The following is an 18,763-nucleotide window of genomic DNA, read 5'->3' on the forward strand; positions in this document are numbered from 1 at the left end:
TCAACCCCTACCGTCGCGGATCGTTTCTGCGCCGGGCAGGTTTGCCCCGGTAACGATATCGGCCCCGTAATTTTGCAGCACCCAGTCGTCGTCATAGACAGTTCGGGCGTACCTGTCCCCCATATCAGGAGAAACAGCGACCAGCGTCGCATCGGTCGGGAAGTCTTGCTTGCGTTGAAGCATCGCCGCGACCACGGCGCCGGTGGACGCGCCGACAAAGACTCCCCGGTGGGTGGCAAGACGGCGGCAGGCTCGGATGGCGTCCGCCTCTTTCACCCGGATCACCTCGTCCGGATGGTTCTCGTCGAGGTCGCGCAGTCCCGGGCGTCGGCTGGTGCCCAGGCCTGGGAGGTGCCGCCGGGCCGGCGGGAAGCCGAAGGTAACCGAACCGTAGGCATCGACCGCGATGACTCGAGTGTGCGGTGACTGTTTCCGGAATCGGTCGAGGCACCCCATGAGCGTTCCGGTCGTACCGGTGCCGACAAACAGGTACTCGACCGAGTCAAATTCACGCAAAATCTCCTGCGCCGTGCGGTCTGCGTGCATTCTCGGCCCCGCAGTGTTCGCATATTGATTTGTCCAGATGAGCTCCGGATCTTCTTCGAGGTATGCCTTGATACACCGGATTCGGGTGCCCAGGTATCCGCCGCTCTCATCGCGCTCATCAACCTGGACGACCTGCGCGCCAGCCGCTCTCATAAGAATTAGGTTATGCTCGGAGGTCAGAGGGTCGGTCACGCATGTGAATCTGTATCCCTTGGCCGCGCATATCATACTCAGAGCGACGCCGAGATTTCCCGAGGATGACTCTATGAGACGGGATCCGGGTTTCAGATGGCCGCCAAATTCCAGGTCGGAGATCAGGCCTAGAGCGGTCTTCAGCTTTATGGATCCGGCCGGATTTAAACCCTCCAGCTTTAGATAGGCATTTCCTTTGGGGAGTAGCCCGTCGAGCGACAGAAAAACATCACCCGTGATCACTTCATGGGCATGCTCATATATCACCGAACCACTTCCCGTCCCCCTTGGCGTACTCGCGGAGCTTCCAGCGTCACGTGCGGTGCAGTTGGTGGCGCCCTCGATCATGGATGCGGGTGGTATCGGGGCATTCTCAGCCCGGTATCGCGCGAGTATCACACCCCAAAGATGACCTGATTAGATTACGTACGTCACAAGGTGAGCCCTTTGGTGGCTACTCGCGAACGTTTGCGACATGGGCAGCAGTTGGTCGCTGGTTCAGGTGGTCCGGGCGCGGATCCCGGAAATGTCGCAGAACCGTCAGAACAAGGCCCAGGCGCTGCAGCGTCGTGTCACGCCCTGACCGCCACGCACAGGCCATGCCAAGGCGAGCTGCCCCAAAGAGTAACCAATACTCCAGAGTCGGACACACCGCGCCAACCCTGTGTTGTGACTGAAATCATTACACAAAGGACCCTTTGGGGGTTCTCCAAGAAATCGGTCGCATCTTCCCATTTCGCGCCGGGAGAGTCTTGTTGACATGACTGATGAGGTGTCAGGTAGCCTCGAGGGGAGGGTTTGGTGCATGTCCGCTTGCATGCAACCCTTTTCAAGGCTTCTGGGTGGCGTCGGGAATGTTTCTAGGATGCTGCCGGTCAATCGTCAGCGCCGGCCCCAAGGGGAGAAAAATGACTGATTCATTGCGTGCTATCGACACGGCGAATGAGGCCAATCTGTACTTCGGGATTGCGCGACTCCTTTACCCGATGGATTCTCTGAAGTTCCAACAGGAGAACTGGGAGCGAAAGCCTCTGCTTCTGCAACGAGAAAATCGAGATTACTTCTCGGAATTGATGACCCTCGCCGACTATGATCATTCTTTCAATCTGGCGGGGAGTCACCTGGACCACCTGCGCGTCGTGCTGGAAGGCAAGGAGACGCCTGTCTCAGAGCTGGGATCGGGCAGCTCTGAGAACGCTCTGGAGGCCGTTTACTCGCAATACCGTTCGGGCTCGACGGTCGTCATGAACTCCACCCAGGAACGGTTTCCGTCGATGAACCGCCTGGCAAAGTCGCTCGGGTCCGATATCGGCGCCCGGATCCAGATCAACTCCTACCTGACGCCGGCCAATGCCAGGGGGTTCGCCCCGCACTATGACATGCACGACGTCTTCATCGTTCAGGTGCACGGCACCAAGCGCTGGCAACTCTTCGAATCCCCCCTGCCGTTGCCGCTTCGTACCCAGCCGTACAAGCGTGACCAGCCGGTCCCTGCCCTGGTGTCGGAGTTCGACCTGAAGGCTGGGGATCTGCTGTATCTTCCGCGAGGCACTGTGCACGCCGGGACCTCCACTGATGAGGCATCGCTGCACTTGACCCTCGGAGTACATACGATCCTCTGGGCGGATGTACTCCACGAGGCCGTTCAGAAGCTGGTCGAGACGGACGTCAAGTACCGGGGCGGTCTACCGATGGGCTTCACGGGCAGCGCGGAGATACAGCAACAGGTCCGTAGCACCCTGACGGAACTAGTTGTCAGTTTGTCTTCGGAGATCGACATAGACGACGCAGTGGCGACAGCCGTTACGCAAGGGGTCTCACTGAACGCGCCAGCGTTGCAAGGGCACCTGATGGACCTGGAGCGGCTCGACGAGATCACCCCCGAGACAGAAGTGCAGAGGCGCCTGCCCATCCAGTGGAACCTAACGGTGAACGAGCAGACGGTGAACCTGGACTTCCACGGCAAGACCGTGCGCTTCCCTGCCGATGTCGCTGATGAGGTGCGGTTCACCGCCCAGAGGGGTAGCGGTGTCTTCACTGCCGCCACTATTCCGGGCGAGCTGGACGAGGCCGGCCGCTTGGTCCTGGTCCGGAAGCTCGTCGATGAAGGCTTCCTGACCTTCGCCTGACGGGTTCTCCTCTCAGGAGCCGATGACTCGCCATCTTCTCCGCAACCGGCGTGGCATCGGCTCCCTTGTCCTTTGTCTGGGTCAAGTAACCGATGAGAGAGGAGAGTTGTGGGAGACCAGGCATCCACGCAGACATGAGTGTCCGCGCGACGCCTGGCCGGCCTGTTCCGGCCGTATCTCGGGCGGGTGGCGATCAAGATGCTCTTGGTGGGCTGTCTTCCACCACTGCGATGGCGTCCCCTTCGTTCTGCGGAGGATCCTGAAGCTCGGCGAACCGCAAGGCCGAACCGCGGACCCTGACGGTGACGCCAACCGCCAGATGGGCGTGGGCGACCTGCGCGCGCAGGCCTGGTTCGAGTCGTTCGGGAACGTCACGGTGCGCGACCCCCACCGCGGTTTCCGCCGCTGATCGGATGGGCGAGTGCCGGACGGCGGGCCGAGGCGCGCAAGGTACCTTCAGCCTGCCGTCCGCGATGTCCGGGGACAGGCCGACCGACGGGAATCTTCCGGGCCCGACACGGCGCTCGGCCTGTTCTGGACGTGGGCGTCCAGGGCGAACGGGCGGTCGAACGGATCGAGGCGGCCTCCTGCCGGGGCGGCCCGCCCATGGGCTGCCCTATTGTCAGGGAACGCCGGACGCAGGAGGTCACAGGGCTGCCTGGGACGACTCGATCAGGTCGGCGAGGCCCAGGTCCTCTTCCCCGCAGGTCTCCTAATTGGTCACTCTCTGCGGATGGCCAACAGGTGCCGTGCGATGAAGAAGGACATGAAACTCTGCAGGAACCGGGTCGCCCGGCCCGGGCTCCGCTGTCACATGCACCAGGGACTTCCCGCGGGCCGGCGTCCCGCTGAGCCGTCCCCACGCAGGCGGGCTGCGGGCGGCGCACCCGCAGCGCCGACCGGCCGAAGGCCCCGGCGGCCCAGTTCCACGGTGAACCGCCCATCATCGGGCACACGGGCCACGCCGCCGTCGTGGACACCCCGCATTCCGGCCCAGTGCACCAGCAGGCCCAGGCCCGCTCCGAGCCCACTGCGGGTGGTGACCCGCGCCGAGACGGACAACGCCGCCCGCGCGTGCACCGACCTCGTGGCGGCGGGCGGCGGTGACACCATCGCGGCCCAGGTGCTGCGGCACGTGAGCGACACCACCTGGAACGCGCTGGTCGAACGCCACCGGGGAAGCGGCTGCGAGGCGCTCGCCACGTTCGCCCGCGCACTTCTGGACGGGAAGAAGTCGCTGCACGGCATCGTCGGCACTGTCGTGGGCAGGCTGCTGGCCGCACTGGGGCGGCCCCGGATCGAGCAGGTCTTCGCACGGGAACTGGCCGCCCGTGTGCCGCTGCCGTTCGGACATGAGGTCGCCGTCGCGGCGCGCGGCCTCCAGGCGGCAGGGATCTTCGTCTGTTTCACCGGCGGCGCCGTGATGCAGGACTGCGCATGCCTGCGAGACCTCCTCGAGCACGAGGGCAGGGCCCAGTTCGACAACCTCCTCCAAGGGGCCCTGAACGACTGGAGCGAACTGCCCACCCGGATGCACGACGGCGCGGTCATGCCCGGACACCAGCGGCCGTGAGCGACAGACCCGCGCGAGGCCGCCCGTAGCGGTCCGCCGTACGATGAGCAGGACGCTGGACGGCGCGCCAGGGGTATCCATCGTCCGAGGCGCTCGTTAGAGTGACGGGCCGGTCTGCTGAAGAGGAGTGTGAGGTGCGTGGCTGCCACAGCTGACCACCTCAAGGCACTCCTCAACGCCCACGCCACCGGCGACGACGACCGCTTCTACAGCATCGCCCTCCAAGTGGCAGCGAAGTCCGCCCGCCAAGGCCACGGCAAGCTCGCCGTCGAACTCCGCGAGATCATCGACGCCGCCCGCGCGGAGAAGATCCCCAGGATCGCTCCGACGCCGGTCGTCCAGCCCCGGGGCGAACTTGCCAGCCTCCTCACTGCCGGCTACCCCGACGTCCGCCTCGACGACATGACCCTCGCCGACGACGTCCGCGCGCCCCTGGACAAGGTCCTGCACGAGCAGCGCCAGCGAGCCCGCCTGGAACGCTTCGGCTTCACCCCCGTGCACCGCATCCTCCTGTCCGGGCCACCCGGCACCGGCAAGAGCATGACCGCTGCCGCACTGGCCAAGGAACTGTCCCTGCCGCTGTTCACCATCCGCCTCGACGGGCTGATCAGCCGCTTCATGGGAGAGACCGCCGCCAAACTCCGCACCGTCTTCGAAGCCGCCGCCGAGACCCGCGCGGTCTACCTCTTCGACGAGTTCGACGCCCTCGGAGCGGAACGCACCGCCGGCAACGACGTCGGCGAAGCCCGCCGCATCCTCAACTCCTTCCTTCTCTTCCTCGACGAAGCCCCCTCCGAGAGCCTCGTCGTCGCCGCCACCAACCACCGCCACCTCCTCGACCGCGCGCTCTTCCGCCGCTTCGACCTCGTCGTCCACTACGCACCACCCTCCCCACAACAGGCGATCGAGATTCTGCAACGACGCCTAGCCGGGATGGACACCACCGGCGTACCTTGGTCCGACCTGATCACCAAGGTCGACCAGCTCAGCCACGCCGAGCTGGTCAAGGCCGCCGAATCCGCGGCCAAACGCGCCATTCTCGGAGGCAACGACGTGGTCGACCAACACCTCTTGACCGAAGGACTGGACGAGCGGCACGCGCTGCGCCATGCCTGACCCGGCCCCGTCGCGGTTCACCCCCCACCTTCTTGTCCTGTGGCCTCCGAAGACCCTCACCCCGCGGCCGGGTCCGACTGCCCGTGGCGGCTCGCTCCTCTCGCGGCCTGACCGGCAGGCCCACGTGGACCACCTTCTCGGTGGGCTCAAGAGCGCCGAAGAGGCTTCCGCGACTGTCCGGGAACAGGTGGACCCCGCCGAGCGTGCGAGCGGCTTCGCGATCCGGGTGGAAGCTGCGGAGGGACACGATCTTGACCCGGACAAGCTCGCCAACTCCGGCCTGACCCTCATGAGCGTGCGCCAGGCGACCGATTCCAGCCCGCAAGAGGCCGTGATCTGGATCCCCGACGAGCGACTGCCGGCCTTCATGGACAAGATCAGCCAGTTCACCGAGAACACTTCGGAAGGTCACCCCAAGCAGAACGCGGCCGTCGCCAACGCCGAGCACATCAGCCGCCTTGTCTTCGACAAGCTCTGGCAGGACGACACCCCCGCCCCGGCCGAGGACGAGCACCGCTGGTGGGAGCTGTGGTTCGACCCCGAGCTCACCGAAGCCGACCAGGTCGCCACCCTCCAACGGGTCGCCGCAGCCAACGGCTGGCAGACGGCCGACCGCTCCATCAGCATCGGCGAGTACAGGGTCGCCCACGTCGCCACCACAGGAACCCAGCTCACGAAACTCTTCGCCACCAACGCCTGCCCCTCGGAAATCCGGCGGCCCAGTTTCGTCGAAGAGATCCACTCCCCAGCCCGGGCACTTCAGTACGACCTCGCCGACGACCTTGCCGGCCGGCTGGAGCACGCCGCTGCTGATGCCCCGGTCGTTTGCATCCTCGACACCGGCATCCACCAGGAGCACCCGATTCTCAAGCAGGCCCTGGCCGGCCGTGCTCAGAGCGTCTTCGCCCACGAAGGGCCGGACGACCTCGCGGGGCACGGCACCCAGATGGCCGGGCTCGCCCTCCTGGGCGACCTCGCCTCGGCACTTGAGTCCAACGGACAGATCCGGCTCGCACACGGGCTGGAGTCGGTCAAGATCCTCCCCAAGCGGATCACCCACGACGACACTCCTCGCGCCCACGCGGTGGTTACCATCGACGCGGTCTCCAGGGCGGAGACAGGCGCAGTCGAACAGCCCCGCGCCCGGGTCTACTCCATGGCCATCACGGCACCCTCCACCCCCGAACGCAACGGCACCGACGGCACAGCCAGCCTGCCCTCCGCAACCCTCGACGCGCTCGCCGCCGGCACCGACCTCACCGTGAACAGCGACCGTATCGAACTGCTGGGTGCCCCCGAACCCGCCGCCTCTCGACTCATCGTCGTCTCGGCGGGAAACGTCCGGGACCACCGCATCGCCGACCTGCGACAGGACGACGGCAGCCTCCACCACCTCGGTCAGTGCGACCTCTCCCGGATCGAGGACCCCGCCCACGCCTGGAACGTCCTGACCGTCGGCGCCTATACCGACCTCGACCAGCCACCCGTCCATCAGAGCTTCGCTGGCTACAGGACGCTCGCCGCCGCCGGAGAACTCTCCCCGTTCAGCCGCACCTCCGTCACGTGGCCCGCGAACACCGCGATCAAGCCCGACATCGTCCTCGAAGGCGGCAACCTCCTCATCGACGGCTCCGGCACCCTCGTCGACCAGCACGAGGTCGTCAGCCTGACAACCACCCACCGCGAGACTGGCCGGCCGTTCACCACCGCGAACGCCACCAGCGCCGCCACCGCCCAGGCAGCGCGTCTGGCCGCCATCGCGCACGCTGCCTACCCGGCCCTGACACCGGAGGCCGTTCGGGCACTCCTGGTCCACGAGGCTCGCTGGACCGCTCCCATGACCAATCACATCCTCAGGGCGAACGGTCGACGCCGCACCGATCCGGGGCACGGCACCGCCGCCTTCGCCCAGACCGTGCTGCGGCGCTACGGCTGGGGCGTCCCCACGGAGCAGCGGATCCTGTCTAGTGCGGCCAACGCGGTCACGCTGATGATCCAGGGCTCCCTCGTGCCGTTCATCAAGAAGAAGGGGCGGGTGCAACTGGGCGAGCTCAAGCTCCACGAACTCCCATGGCCCCGCGAGCAACTCCTCGACCTCGGCCCCGCCCAGGTCTCGCTGCGTGTCACCCTCTCCTACTTCATCGAACCCAACCCCGGCCGGAAGGGTGCCCACCGCCAGCACGCCTATCCCTCCCACCGGCTGCGCTTCGCGATCAAGGGGACGGAGACCCTGGCGGCGTTCGAACGGCAGGTCGCCACGAACGCCGAGGCCGAAGACGATGGCATCACCACCATCAGCAGGTTCGAGAGTGACAGGTTCTGGCTTGCCGGATCCGACAACCGAAACCGTGGGTCCCTGCATTCCGACATCTGGACCGGCAGCGCGGCCGAGCTCGCGGACTGCGGAGTCCTGGCGGTCTACCCGGCCGGCGGCTGGTGGAAGTACAACAACCGAGCCGACCGGGTCGGCCGACCGGTCTCCTATGCCCTCCTCGTGTCCCTCACGACACCCGAGATCGAGACCGACCTCTACACCCCTGTCGCGGTGCGGCTCGACGTACCGGTACCGACCGACCTGGCGGCACGAGTCGAGACATCCTCCGGAATTCCCGTACAGCTGCCGCTGGGCTGGTAGGCAACGGGAGCAGGGTTCCGGGCTCGCGACCGGGGCCGCGCGCCTGCGCTGCAGTGGATTCCGCAATGTTCATGCTGCTTGCCCGAAGCCGCTGTCGGCCGAGGGATCGGTTTGGTCGGCGGCCTGGGTGTCCGCTCGGTCGAGGGCGGTGGCGAGGGCGTTGACGGCTTGGTCGGCGGAGTCTTTGAGGAGGTGGCCGTAGAGGTCGGTGGTGATGGCAAGGGTGGAGTGGCGCATGGTCTTGGAGATCACGGCGACGGGGATGTCTTCGGCGATCATGATGCTGGCGGCGGTGTGCCTGAGGTTGTGGAGGCCGATCCTGGGCAGGCCGGCTTCGGCGGTGCGCTTGCGGAGCTGGTCGAGGACCCACTGGGGCCGCAGCGGCGTACCGTCGGGGCGGGCGAAGACGAGCCCTTCGAGGAGCCCTTCGGGATGGGCGGCCATCTGGAGTGCGGCCTGGCGGTGCAGGGCTGCCATGGCTCTGGGGGAGAGGCTGATCCATGCGCGGCCGGCCTCGGTCTTGGGCTCGCGGAGGTGGATCTTCCCGTTGTCGATGGCGGCGAGAGTCCAGCGGACGTAGAGCTTGCGGTCCATGAGGTGCACGTCGGACCAGTGGAGAGCGAGGATCTCGCCGCGGCGCATGCCGGTGCCGAGCATGACCTCGAACAGGTCGGTGAGCCGGTCGGCGTAGTGCTCCGCGCTGTGGCGCAGGAACGCCGCGGCCTCGTCCGGGGTCCAGCAGGTACGCTCCGCCGCGCGGGGCTTGGGCGGAACACTGTGCTTGGCCGGGTTGTAGCGCAGCCGCCACGTGCGCACCGCGTGGTTCAGCGCGTTGAGCAGCGTCGAGACCACCCGGTAGACCGTGACCTGCCCGCGGCCGGCCGTGCGCTGCGCGGACACCCAGGCGTCGACGTGCTTGGGCCGCAGGTCGGGCAGCCGGCACTGGCCGAAGGCGGGGATGATATCCCGCTCGACGCAGTCCTCGTACCCGGCGTAGGTGTTCAGTGCGAGCTCTTCCTTCTTCGCTGCCAGCCACTCCCGCAGGAAGCTCGCCACCGTGGTACGGCGGTCCTCGTACACCCCGCGCAGCTCGCCGTTCAGCACCGCCTTCATCTCCCGGGCCGCCTCGGCGCGGGTGGCGAACCCACCGCGCCGGCGGGTCTTCCGCTTACCGTCCTCAGGGGCCAGGTCGACGCAGTACGTCCACGACCCGCGGCCCGCCTCCTCCAATAACTGCACACACCACGGACCCAACTGCCTTCCATGCTCGTCCGAACAACCACACCGCCGGTATACCCGACCACGCTGCGCACGCTGTCCCATGAGCTTCCCCTTCTCTCGGACTGGGTGGTGCCTCTGGGACCAGAGTGGCTGCTGTGTCGGGTGTGGCGGCAGAGCGTGCGGGGCGGTGCGCGAAGCACTCAGAACCAGACGGCGAAGACACGCTCAAGGCGACACACCGCCCGGAAGATCACCATCCGTAGTCGGTGGGTAGGGGACCATGATCCGCCCGCAGGCGCCGGTCCCGTGGGCCGACTGACGGTATCGGCACGAGGGCAGTCGGGCTGGCGTGAGGCCGCTTGCTGAAAGCCCGACAGATCCCGATCACAGACGGTATCCGCGGTGGGGTGATCGGCCTGGGGGCCATTTTGGGACCACATCTGATGAGCACCCGTGGACGCTGATGATCGGAAACGGACACTTGTGCGCAAAGTAAACACTGAGCCACGGTCAGAGGTCCGCAGCGCCACTTCCGCAGAGAAGTCCCAACTCACTTGCACCTCATGGTGGTTGAACAACAAGAAGGCCGAGACCTTGAGGCCTCGGCTGCCGACAATAAGTGAACCCCTTGACTGGGGGTCAAGGGGTCGCAGGTTCAAATCCTGTCGTCCCGACTTGCTTAACCGCAGGTCGTAGGCCGTTTCCGCCGTTGGCGGGAGCGGCCTTTTTTTGTGTGTCGTAGGGGTGGTCGTGCCTCGTCCGGCTGTGGGGTGCGGCTGGGGGTGGGCTGGGCTGGGCAACTCGGCTCGGTGGGGCTGGGGTTGGCGCGTGCGACTTCGTGGGGGTTGCCGGCGGGGCGTTCCGGTGGGTTGGTGGGGGTTGCGCCCAAGTGGGCTTGAGCATGGATGCTTGGGTGAGCCCAACTTCCCCGTGCAGCAAAGGATTCGCCTCTCATGCCGTCCACCACCACGCGCACCGCGGCGCGCGACGTTTCGGGTCGTGCTGTTCCCGCCTCGGGGGCGCTGCTCGTCGTCGGTTTCGTCCTGCTCAGCCTCAACACCCGGGTCGCGTTCGGGCAGATCGGACCGCTCGCGCCGGTTGCCGGGTGGGGGCAGGGCACGGTCACCGTGCTGTCGTTGCTGCCGCCGCTGTGCATGGGCCTGTTCGCCCCGCTCGGTGCGTTCGTCCGGCGCCGGCTCGGTGAGGAGCGTGGGCTGTTCTGGGCGAGCGTGCTGCTGGTGGTCGGGGCGGTGTTACGTACGGTGGGGCTGCCCGGGCTGTACGCGGGCACGGTGCTGGTCGCCGTCGCGGTGGCGGTGGTGAACGTGCTGATCCCGGTGTTCGTGCGGGCCCGCTTCGCGCCGCGGCGGGTCGGCACCATGATGGGCGTCTACGCCCTCTCGATGGGCACCGGTGCGGCGGTCGTGGCGGCGCTGGTCGCGCCGGTGGCCACCGCCTGGACCTGGCAGGCCGCGATCGCGATCGCGATCGTCCCCGCGGTGCTCGCGGCGGCGGGCACCGCCCCGCAGTTGCGGGTCGAGCGGCGGACGGCTGACACCACCGCGGCCGCTCGCCGGCCGGTCGCCCGTACGGCGCTGGCGTGGAGCCTGGCCGCCTTCTTCGGCATCCAGACCCTGGTCTTCTACGCCACGCTCGCCTGGCTGCCCACCATGCTGGTCGACGCCGGCCTGAGCCGTACGGCCGCCGGCACCGACCAGGCGGTCCTGATCCTCGGCCTCGCCGTCGGCGGCTTCCTGGCTCCCGTCCTCGCCGCCGCGCGCGGGGACCAGCGCCCGCACATCCTCGGCGTGGTGGCGGTCTGCGTAGTCGGCCTGCTCGGCGTCACGCTCGCTCCCGCCGCCGGGGCACCCGTCTGGGCGGGCATCCTCGGCATCGGGATGGGCGGCGGCCAGGCCCTGCCCGGCGTGCTCTTCGCCCGGCGGGGCACCGACCAGGACCACGTGGCGGCCCTGTCCACCATGGCCCAGACCTGCGGCTACCTGCTCGCCGCCTCCGGCCCCGCCCTGCTCACCGCCCTGCACACGGGCACCGGTTCGTGGACGGCCCCGCTGCTCACCATGGTCGGCCTGCTGCTCGCCGGTTCCGTCCTGAGCATGCGCGCGGGCCGCGACGCCTGACGGGCCGCGACGCCTGATCCACGCGCCCCCGGCCCGGCTCACCAGGCGTCCAGCACCCGCACTCGTGTGTCCGTGGGGAATTCGGCGATCGGGCCGGCCTGCCGGGCGAACTCGGTGATGGCGGCGAACTGGTCCTCCGCCAGCCGGAAGTCGAGGGTCTTGAAGTAGCGCTCCAACGAGGCCGCGTCGAACGGCTCCCAGCACGCCGCCTGCTCCGCGATCTCGGGGAGGTGCTCCAGGGACAGGTCGCGGGCGGCGAGCAGGGAGCGGTGCACCTGGCGGACCGTCTTGGCGTTGCGGGCCAGGTAGTCGCGGCGGACGGCCCAGACGGCGAAGACGAACGGGAGCCCGGTCCACTCCTTCCACATCTGCCCGAGGTCGTGGACGTGCAGGCCCAGCTGCTCGGCCCGGTACAGCGACGCCGTCAGCGCGACGTCCCCGATGACCACGGCGGCGTCCGCCTCCCGCATCATCGCTTCCAGGTCGTGCTGCTGGACCGCGTACCGCGGCGTGACCCCGTACTGCTCGGCGAGCAGCAGCCTGGCCAGGCAGACGGACGTGCGGGAGGTGGAGCCGAGCGCCACCCGGGCGCCGTCCAGCTGGTCCAGCGGCAGCCGGGAGACGATCGAGCAGGACATCACCGGGCCGTCGCAGCCCACCGCCAGTCCGGGCAGCACCACCAGCTGGTCGGCGTTGCGCAGGAACTCGACCAGGCTGATCGGTGAGATGTCGAGGTCCCTGCGGACCAGCGCGTCGTTCAGCTCGTCGGGGGTCCTTCTGGTCAGGTCGAGGTCGAGCAGGGCCGTGGTCCGGGCCAGCCCCCAGTACACGGGGAGCGAGTTGAGGAACCGGATGTGTCCGACCCGGGGACGACGGGCGGCGGTGCTTGGTGTTGTCTCCACGATCGGAGAGTAGCCCCGCACAGCACGGACGGTGTCGAGGGGGCCACTCGAACGAGTCACCCCCTCGACGGGTTCGCACCGGTGGTGCTGATGTCCGGTCAGATGAACGGAGTGTCGGGCATGCCGCCCAGCAGGAGCTCTCCCGACCAGTCGAGGATCAGGTCCTGCCCGACCACGTGCTGGCAGATCGTGGTCAGGTCGCGCAGCCGACGGTCGAGCGGGGTGCGCTGGGAGTAGATCGAGTCGCCGCCGACCAGGTCGTAGAGGTCGCTCGCGATGTCGCGCGCGGTCCGGAACGCGTTGTACCTGGCCAGGGCCGCGATCGCGCGTTCCTGCGGGCGCACCGGCTCGTTCGCCACCAGCCTGGCCCAGACGTCCTCGACCGAGGAGTAGACCAGGGTGCGGGCGGCGGCGAGGTTCAGCTCGCACTGGGCGACCGTGCGCCGCGCGCGCGGCGAGTCCCGCCAGCCCGTGCCGCTCGCCCGGTCCACCCGCTTCTCGGCGATCTCGTGGACGTAGTCCAGCGCCGCGCGCGCCGCGCCCAGCGGGACGCCGGGCATCTTCCGCAGGATCGCGTCCGGGTGACGGTTGATCGGACGGTCGTCGAGCGGCTGGTCGAAGGTGAAGGTGTGCTCCTCCGGGACGAAGACGCCCTCGGCGCGGTAGTCGCAGCTCCCGCTGCCGGCGAGGCCGGTGGTGTACCAGTTGTCGATGATCTCCACCTGGTCGCGCGGCAGCAGCACCACCCGCCACACCGGGCGGCCGCGCTCGTCCTTGACCTGCTCGCCGTCGCGGAACACCAGGCTGCCGCCCGCGATCACGTCGGCGTGGGTGCAGCCGCTGCCGAACCGCCAGGTGCCCTCCAGCCGGTAGCCCCCCTCGACGACGTGGGCCCGGGCGCCCGGACGGACCTGTCCGGCGGTGACCATGTCCAGGCTCGGATACATCCGGCGGGCGACGTCCGGCCGCAGGAAGCCGGCGTAGATGCCCGAGTCCATCCCGATCATGACGCACCAGCCGAGCGAGGTGTCGGCCCGGGACGCCTCCTCGATGATCGCGATCTGCTCCATCGAGGTGAGATCGCTGCCGCCCCACTCCGCGGGCATCGCGGCCCGGAACACGCCGGCGGCGCGGAGCGACTCGACCAGGTCCTCGGGCAGCCGGCGCAGCTGCTCGATCTCCTCCGAGCGCTTGGCGATCAGCGGGGAGAGCCGGCGGACCTCGCCCAGGATCTCCTCGTACCCGAGGGAACCGCGGGGGGCGTCAGGCATCGGCCAGCTCCTTGCGCTCCTCCGCGGACCGGGCGGCGTCGACGAGTTCGCCGGAGCGGATCAGACGCAGGACCCCCTGGATGTCGGCGTCCATGCGGCGGTCGGTGTCGACGAACGGGGCGACGGTGCGGACGAGGTCGTGGACGGTGCGGCTGCGGGTGGCGAGCAGATCGGCACCGCGGATCTCGACGGCCTGGCAGGCGGCGAGCAGGTGGATGGCGGTGACCTCCTGGACGAGTTCGACGATCGTGCGCGCGTCCCGTGCGGCGATCGGGGACATGCTGACCTTGTCCTGGTTGTGGGCCTCGGTGGAGCGGGAGAAGACGCTGACCGGGTTGGTGTTCTTGAGGGCTTCCGCGGTGATGGCGGAACAGGCCAACTGCATGCCCTTGAAGCCGTGGTGCAGACCGGCGGCCCACTCGTCGGCCTGCACGGGGGCGATCAGGTTGGGGGTCAGGCCGTTGTTGAACTTCTCGTCGACGAGGAGTTCGAGCTGGCGGTCGAGGAGGTCGGCGACGTTGGCGACGGCGACCTTGAGCGCGTCCATGGCCTGGACGACGTGGCCGCCGTAGAAGTTGCCGCCGCTGTGGACGGTGGCGCCGGCGACGTCGAACAGGGGGTTGTCGTTGGAGGAGTTGATCTCGATCTCGATCCAGCGGCGGGCCCAGTCGATGGTGTCCCGCAGGACGCCGATGACGTGGGGGGCGCAACGGATGGAGTAGCGGTCCTGGATGGTGCGGGTCAGGCGCTGGTAGCCGCGGTCCTCGAGGGCGTCGCTGAGGCCGAGGACCTGGCTGTGCTCGAGGGCGAGGCCGGAGTCGGTGAGGATCTCGGCGATCCGGCGGGCGCTGGTGACCTGCCCGGGGTGTGGCTTCTCCTCGTGGATGAAGGCGTTGAAGTGGCTGCGGTTGCCGTGCAGGCCCTCGCTGGCCAGGGCGGTGCAGACCTCGGCGAGGACGGCCAGCTCCTCGGCGCGGGCGATGGCGAGGGCGGCGTAGGCGGAGGAGAAGGAGGTGCCGTTGATGAGCGCGAGGCCGTCCTTGGCCTCGGGCACGAGCGGCTCGAGGCCGAGTTCGGCGAGGACCTCGGCGGCGGGGCGGACGACGCCGCGGTGGAGGAGCTCGCCCTCGCCGATGAGCGGCGCGGCGACGTAGCACATGGGGACGAGGTCACCGCTGGCGCCGACGGAGCCGCGCTCCGGAATGACCGGGAGGGCGTCGTGGCGCAGGAGGTCGAGCAGGCGGTCGACGATGGCGGGGTTGACGGCGGAGTTGCCGCGGGCCAGGCAGTTGGCCCGGATCAGCAGGGTGGCCCGGGCGACCTCGGGCGTGGCGGCGGGGCCGGTGCCGTTGAGGTGGTAGCGGATCATGTTGCGCTGGAGCTCGGCCGCCTTGGCCGGGGAGATCTGGCGGTTGGCGCTGTCGCCGAAACCGGTGGTGACACCGTAGATGGGCTGCTGGGTGGCGATCAGGTCGAGCTTGAGGCTGCGGGACTCCCGCAGGCGCACGGCGGCGGCCTCGGACAGTCCGACCTCCCCCTCGCCCCGGGATATCCGTACGACCTCGGCGATCGTCAGGCTCCGTCCGTCGAGCACGGCACGTTCCGTCATCGGTGATGTCTCTCTCGTGAGCGTGGGGGTTTTGTCGTCGGGGGGTTCTGGAAGGGTGCGGAAGGCGGGCTCCTTGAAGGCACCTGCTTGAAGGCACCCGCTTGAAGGCACCCGCTTGAAGGCACCCGCTTGAAGGCGTGTACGTGAAGGCGCGTGCGTGAAGGCGTGTACGTGAAGGCGCGTGCGTGAAGCCGCCTACTTGAAGGCGACGAGCATGCCCTCGGGCCCGGCCAGATGCTCGGCCCGGATGTCCCGGAACCCGGCCTCGGCGAGCCAGGTCCGGCCGTCGGCGGCCGTGAAGTCGAAGCCGCCCGGGGTCTCGATGAGCATGTTCAGGCTCTGCAGCAGGCCGAAGGTGTTCACCCGGCGCTCGTCGTCGATCAGCGCCTCCAGCACCACGACCGCACCGCCCTTCGGGAGCGCGTCATGGGCCTCGCGCAGCAGCGTCAGCTTGGTCTCCGCGTCCCAGTCGTGGAGGATGTGCGCGAACACCAGCACGTCGGCGGTCGGGAACGCGTCGATGAAGAAGTCCATGGGGCCGAAGGTCAGCCGGTCCGACAGTCCGAGGCCCGCGACGTACTCCTCGAACCCGGCCCGCACGGCCGGCAGGTCGTGGCCGGTCCCGCGCAGGTGCGGATGGCGCAGCGCCACCTGGCCCAGCAGCGCGCCCTCGGAACAGCCCAGGTCGGCCACCGTCCGGTACCGCTCCCAGGGGAACTTCCGCGCCAACTCGCGGACGGCCTCCAGGGAGAGCGCGGACATGGCCCGTTGGAACGCCCGCAGCCGGACGGGGTCGGCGTAGATCGCCGAGAACGGGTCGCCGCCGGTCCTGGCCTCGTTCTGCGGCTGACCGGTGCGCAGGGCCTCGGTCAGGTTCCCCCAGAACTGGTAGAGACGGGTGCTGCGCATCTCCATGACGCCACCGAGATAGCCCGGCTTCGCCCGGTCGAGCACCTGGTCGGCCACCGCGCCGTTCGCGTAGCGGCCCTCGTCGTCCCGGTCGAGCAGTCCGAGCGACACCAGGGCGTCGAGGAAGTCCGCGGCGGAGCGCTCGTGGAGCCCGAGCCGGGTCCGCAGCTGCTCCCCGTCCAGGGGGCCGTTCGCCAGTTCGGTGAACACACCCAGCTCGACCGCGCTCAGCATGGTCTTCGAGGCGCGGAACGCGGAGCTCAGTTCCACCACGTCCGCCACGGAGGAGATCCGCGTGCGCCGTTCGCGCCAGGCCGTGGGGAGGTACGGGTCGTCTCGGCCGAGATCGACCGACTCGGTGCTCATGCTTCTCGATTCGTCGATGGTCGCTGCTTCCGGAGCGAGCTTCGTCGGACCGCATGAACAGGTCCATGGGCATGTCAGGTTGCTGCCACTTCTTCGTCGAGGGGAACCTCTGTGGGCGCCGGGCGGCGACCTGTGCGGGGCAGGGGGAGTTGGGTCGGGTGGGTCGGGCGCGTGTGCGGGAGGCGAACGGGCTGGCCGGTTGGGGGAATTGCGGGTTTCGGAGCCGTCCGGTGGCCGTTCGGGAGGGGGAAAGCGCGCTAGCTTGGCGGCATGGATGTCACCACGACGCAAGCAACGGTGAAGTTCGACGCCAAGGTGGTCGCGGCCGCCTCGACCACGGTGGTGCTCTGGGCCTCCGCCTTCGTCGCGATCCGGGACGCGGGGGACGCGTTCGGGCCGGGGGCGTTGGCGTTGGGGCGGCTGCTGACCGGTGCGGTGGCGCTGCTGGCCCTGCTGCTGGTGCGGGGGGAGGGGGTGCCGCCGCGGGCCGCGTGGCCGGGGATCCTGGGCTCCGGGGTGCTCTGGTTCGGGCTGTACATGGTGGCGCTCAACTGGGGGGAGAAGGAGGTCGACGCGGGCACGGCCGCGATGGTGGTCAACATCGGGCCGGTGCTGATCGCGCTGCTCGGCGGCTGGCTGCTGAAGGAGGGCTTCCCGCGCAGTCTGCTGGCGGGGATGGCGGTCTCGTTCGCGGGTGCGGTGGTGGTGGGCGCTTCGACGTCCGGGGGCGGCAGTTCGGTCCTCGGCATCGTGCTGTGCGTGGTGGCGGCGGTGGCGTACGCCTCGGGTGTGGTGAGCCAGAAGCCCGCCCTGCGGCACGCCTCGCCCTTGCAGACGACGGCGTTCGGCTGCCTGGTCGGCGCGGTGGCCTGCCTGCCGTTCGCCCCGCAGCTGGTGGACCAGGTCGGGCACGCGCCGCTGCGGGCCGTCCTGGACATGGTCTACCTCGGCCTGTTCCCGACCGCGCTGGCCTTCACCACCTGGGCCTACGCGCTCTCCCGCACCACCGCGGGCAAGATGGGCGCGACCACGTACGCGGTGCCGGCCCTGGTGGTCCTGATGTCCTGGATCGTCCTCGGCGAGGTGCCCGGCTGGCTGGCGCTGCTCGGGGGCCTGCTCTGCCTGGGCGGCGTGGCGGTCTCCCGGCGGCGGTGACGGGGGCGGTGACGAGGGCGCGCGAGGCTACAGCACCAGGGTGGTCTCGCCGCGGCCGAGCAGATAGCCCAGGTGCAGCCGGTTCTTGGCGCCGAGGCCGTCCTTGATGGCGGCGACGTGCGCCTGCAGCGATCGCTCGCTGATGCCCAGTCGGCGGGCGATCACCTTGTCCGAGTGCCCCTCCACCAGGAGCCGCCGGATCGACTCGCGGATCGCGGGTACGACCTCGGGTGCGGCCTGGGCGGCGTGGATGGGGACGAACGGGAAGGGCTCGGCGCGGTCCCAGGAGCGCTCGAAGACGTCGCTGAGGAAGCGGACCACGGACGGCTCGGTGATCATCGAGGCCACCGTGCGGTCCTCGTTGGCGGAGATGAACGCGGTGCTGCGGTCGATCACGATCAGCCGGTCGAAGAACTCGGCCAGGGTGCGGACCTGGACGCCGTGGTCGGTCACCGTGCGGACGTAGCCCTTGGTGGCCTCGTCGAACCGCGTGGTGTGCTGGTAGAGGGTGCGCATGGCCACGCCGCCGGCGATCTGACGGCGTACGGACTCCAGGGCCCCGTCGAGCACCAATCCGGGCCTGGGGCCGTCCGGTTGGGCGGTGAGGATCTCCCGCTCGGCGTCCTCCAGGGCGGTCTGGATGCTCCGGTTGATCTCCGGCAGCCCGTGCAGGTGCACCACCCCGTGCGTGGCGGGCTCCCCGGCCGCCACCGCCGGGGCCTCCTTCTCCTGGCTCTGCTGCTTGGCCAACTGGGCCAGGGCGAGCTTCAGGGCGGCCTCGACGAGGTCGCCGCCGAGCTCCTGGTCCTGTGCCGGAACCCCGGGCGCCAGCGCTCCTCCGGCGCGGCCCTGCCCGTCCGATGTGCCCGGTCCTGCCCGCATTTAGACCCCTCGGTTAACCGCAATGCGAAGACCCGAACCATCCCAGGCCTGGAGCCGTGAACCCGGCCGAGGGAAACTTGGTTGTGCGGGCGGCGGAACTCCCCGGGGGAACGCGAGGG

13 protein-coding genes are annotated in these 18,763 nt (G+C 68.9%); 6 read left to right on the forward strand and 7 right to left on the reverse strand.

Annotated elements, in window-relative coordinates:
• Positions 1-1,086: a 2,3-diaminopropionate biosynthesis protein SbnA gene (gene sbnA, locus ACIRRS_RS04430; RefSeq protein WP_402964853.1), complete on the reverse strand. Its 1,086-nt coding sequence runs from the start codon at positions 1,084-1,086 to the stop codon at positions 1-3.
• Between the two features lie 560 nt (positions 1,087-1,646).
• On the opposite strand from sbnA, the gene ACIRRS_RS04435 reads away from it, so the two are divergent.
• The 4 genes from ACIRRS_RS04435 (at position 1,647) to ACIRRS_RS04450 (ending at position 8,191) form a co-directional block, all read left to right on the forward strand.
• Positions 1,647-2,867 (forward strand): cupin domain-containing protein, encoded by a 1,221-nt coding sequence (locus ACIRRS_RS04435; protein WP_402964855.1) that lies wholly within the window; start codon positions 1,647-1,649, stop codon positions 2,865-2,867.
• Positions 2,868-3,906: 1,039 nt separating this feature from the next.
• Positions 3,907-4,440: a hypothetical protein gene (locus ACIRRS_RS04440; RefSeq protein ID WP_402964858.1), complete on the forward strand. Its 534-nt coding sequence runs from the start codon at positions 3,907-3,909 to the stop codon at positions 4,438-4,440.
• 138 nt (positions 4,441-4,578) lie between these two features.
• Positions 4,579-5,556, forward strand: coding sequence for an AAA family ATPase (locus ACIRRS_RS04445; RefSeq protein ID WP_402964860.1), 978 nt, complete (start codon positions 4,579-4,581; stop codon positions 5,554-5,556).
• 124 nt (positions 5,557-5,680) lie between these two features.
• Positions 5,681-8,191 (forward strand): S8 family peptidase, encoded by a 2,511-nt coding sequence (locus tag ACIRRS_RS04450; protein ID WP_402964863.1) that lies wholly within the window; start codon positions 5,681-5,683, stop codon positions 8,189-8,191.
• A gap of 69 nt (positions 8,192-8,260) precedes the next feature.
• On the opposite strand, the gene ACIRRS_RS04455 is transcribed toward ACIRRS_RS04450, so the two are convergent.
• Entirely contained in the window at positions 8,261-9,514 is a 1,254-nt protein-coding gene (locus ACIRRS_RS04455) for a tyrosine-type recombinase/integrase (protein ID WP_402964865.1), read from the reverse strand.
• An 851-nt stretch (positions 9,515-10,365) separates the two neighbouring features.
• Here ACIRRS_RS04455 and ACIRRS_RS04460 point away from each other — a divergent pair.
• On the forward strand, positions 10,366-11,550 hold the full coding sequence (locus ACIRRS_RS04460) for an MFS transporter (protein WP_402964867.1): 1,185 nt from the start codon (positions 10,366-10,368) through the stop codon (positions 11,548-11,550).
• A 38-nt stretch (positions 11,551-11,588) separates the two neighbouring features.
• On the opposite strand, the gene ACIRRS_RS04465 is transcribed toward ACIRRS_RS04460, so the two are convergent.
• The 4 genes from ACIRRS_RS04465 to ACIRRS_RS04480 all read right to left on the reverse strand — a co-directional run bounded on the left by ACIRRS_RS04465 (position 11,589) and on the right by ACIRRS_RS04480 (position 16,607).
• The gene (locus ACIRRS_RS04465) at positions 11,589-12,455 is read right to left on the reverse strand and encodes a menaquinone biosynthetic enzyme MqnA/MqnD family protein (protein WP_402965485.1); all 867 of its coding nucleotides are present in this window, start codon (positions 12,453-12,455) and stop codon (positions 11,589-11,591) included.
• Between the two features lie 95 nt (positions 12,456-12,550).
• A complete protein-coding gene (locus ACIRRS_RS04470) occupies positions 12,551-13,723 on the reverse strand; it encodes an acyl-CoA dehydrogenase family protein (protein ID WP_402964870.1) in 1,173 nt (390 codons plus the stop codon).
• Positions 13,716-15,332, reverse strand: coding sequence for a histidine ammonia-lyase (gene hutH / locus ACIRRS_RS04475; RefSeq protein ID WP_402964873.1), 1,617 nt, complete (start codon positions 15,330-15,332; stop codon positions 13,716-13,718). Before hutH ends, ACIRRS_RS04470 begins: the two co-directional genes overlap by 8 nt.
• Positions 15,333-15,527: 195 nt before the next feature.
• Positions 15,528-16,607, reverse strand: coding sequence for a methyltransferase (locus tag ACIRRS_RS04480; protein ID WP_402964876.1), 1,080 nt, complete (start codon positions 16,605-16,607; stop codon positions 15,528-15,530).
• 270 nt (positions 16,608-16,877) lie between these two features.
• On the opposite strand from ACIRRS_RS04480, the gene ACIRRS_RS04485 reads away from it, so the two are divergent.
• Entirely contained in the window at positions 16,878-17,762 is an 885-nt protein-coding gene (locus ACIRRS_RS04485) for a DMT family transporter (RefSeq protein WP_402964879.1), read from the forward strand.
• Between the two features lie 27 nt (positions 17,763-17,789).
• On the opposite strand, the gene ACIRRS_RS04490 is transcribed toward ACIRRS_RS04485, so the two are convergent.
• Positions 17,790-18,644 carry a LuxR C-terminal-related transcriptional regulator gene (locus tag ACIRRS_RS04490; RefSeq protein ID WP_402964881.1) on the reverse strand — a complete coding sequence of 285 codons (855 nt, stop codon included), beginning with the start codon at positions 18,642-18,644 and terminating at the stop codon, positions 17,790-17,792.
• Positions 18,645-18,763: the final 119 nt, after the last annotated feature.

The organism is Kitasatospora sp. NPDC101183 (genome assembly GCF_044767945.1).
Taxonomy (GTDB): domain Bacteria; phylum Actinomycetota; class Actinomycetes; order Streptomycetales; family Streptomycetaceae; genus Kitasatospora.

Bases quoted from the DNA above. Each gene is read 5' to 3' on its own strand.
- ACIRRS_RS04460 (WP_402964867.1), top strand. From the start codon at position 10,366: ATGCCGTCCACCACCACGCGCACCGCGGCGCGCGACGTTTCGGGTCGT.
- ACIRRS_RS04455 (WP_402964865.1), bottom strand. From the start codon at position 9,514: ATGGGACAGCGTGCGCAGCGTGGTCGGGTATACCGGCGGTGTGGTTGT.
- ACIRRS_RS04490 (WP_402964881.1), bottom strand. From the start codon at position 18,644: ATGCGGGCAGGACCGGGCACATCGGACGGGCAGGGCCGCGCCGGAGGA.
- ACIRRS_RS04470 (WP_402964870.1), bottom strand. From the start codon at position 13,723: ATGCCTGACGCCCCCCGCGGTTCCCTCGGGTACGAGGAGATCCTGGGC.
- ACIRRS_RS04435 (WP_402964855.1), top strand. From the start codon at position 1,647: ATGACTGATTCATTGCGTGCTATCGACACGGCGAATGAGGCCAATCTG.
- sbnA (WP_402964853.1), bottom strand. From the start codon at position 1,086: ATGATCGAGGGCGCCACCAACTGCACCGCACGTGACGCTGGAAGCTCC.
- ACIRRS_RS04485 (WP_402964879.1), top strand. From the start codon at position 16,878: ATGGATGTCACCACGACGCAAGCAACGGTGAAGTTCGACGCCAAGGTG.
- hutH (WP_402964873.1), bottom strand. From the start codon at position 15,332: ATGACGGAACGTGCCGTGCTCGACGGACGGAGCCTGACGATCGCCGAG.
- ACIRRS_RS04480 (WP_402964876.1), bottom strand. From the start codon at position 16,607: ATGAGCACCGAGTCGGTCGATCTCGGCCGAGACGACCCGTACCTCCCC.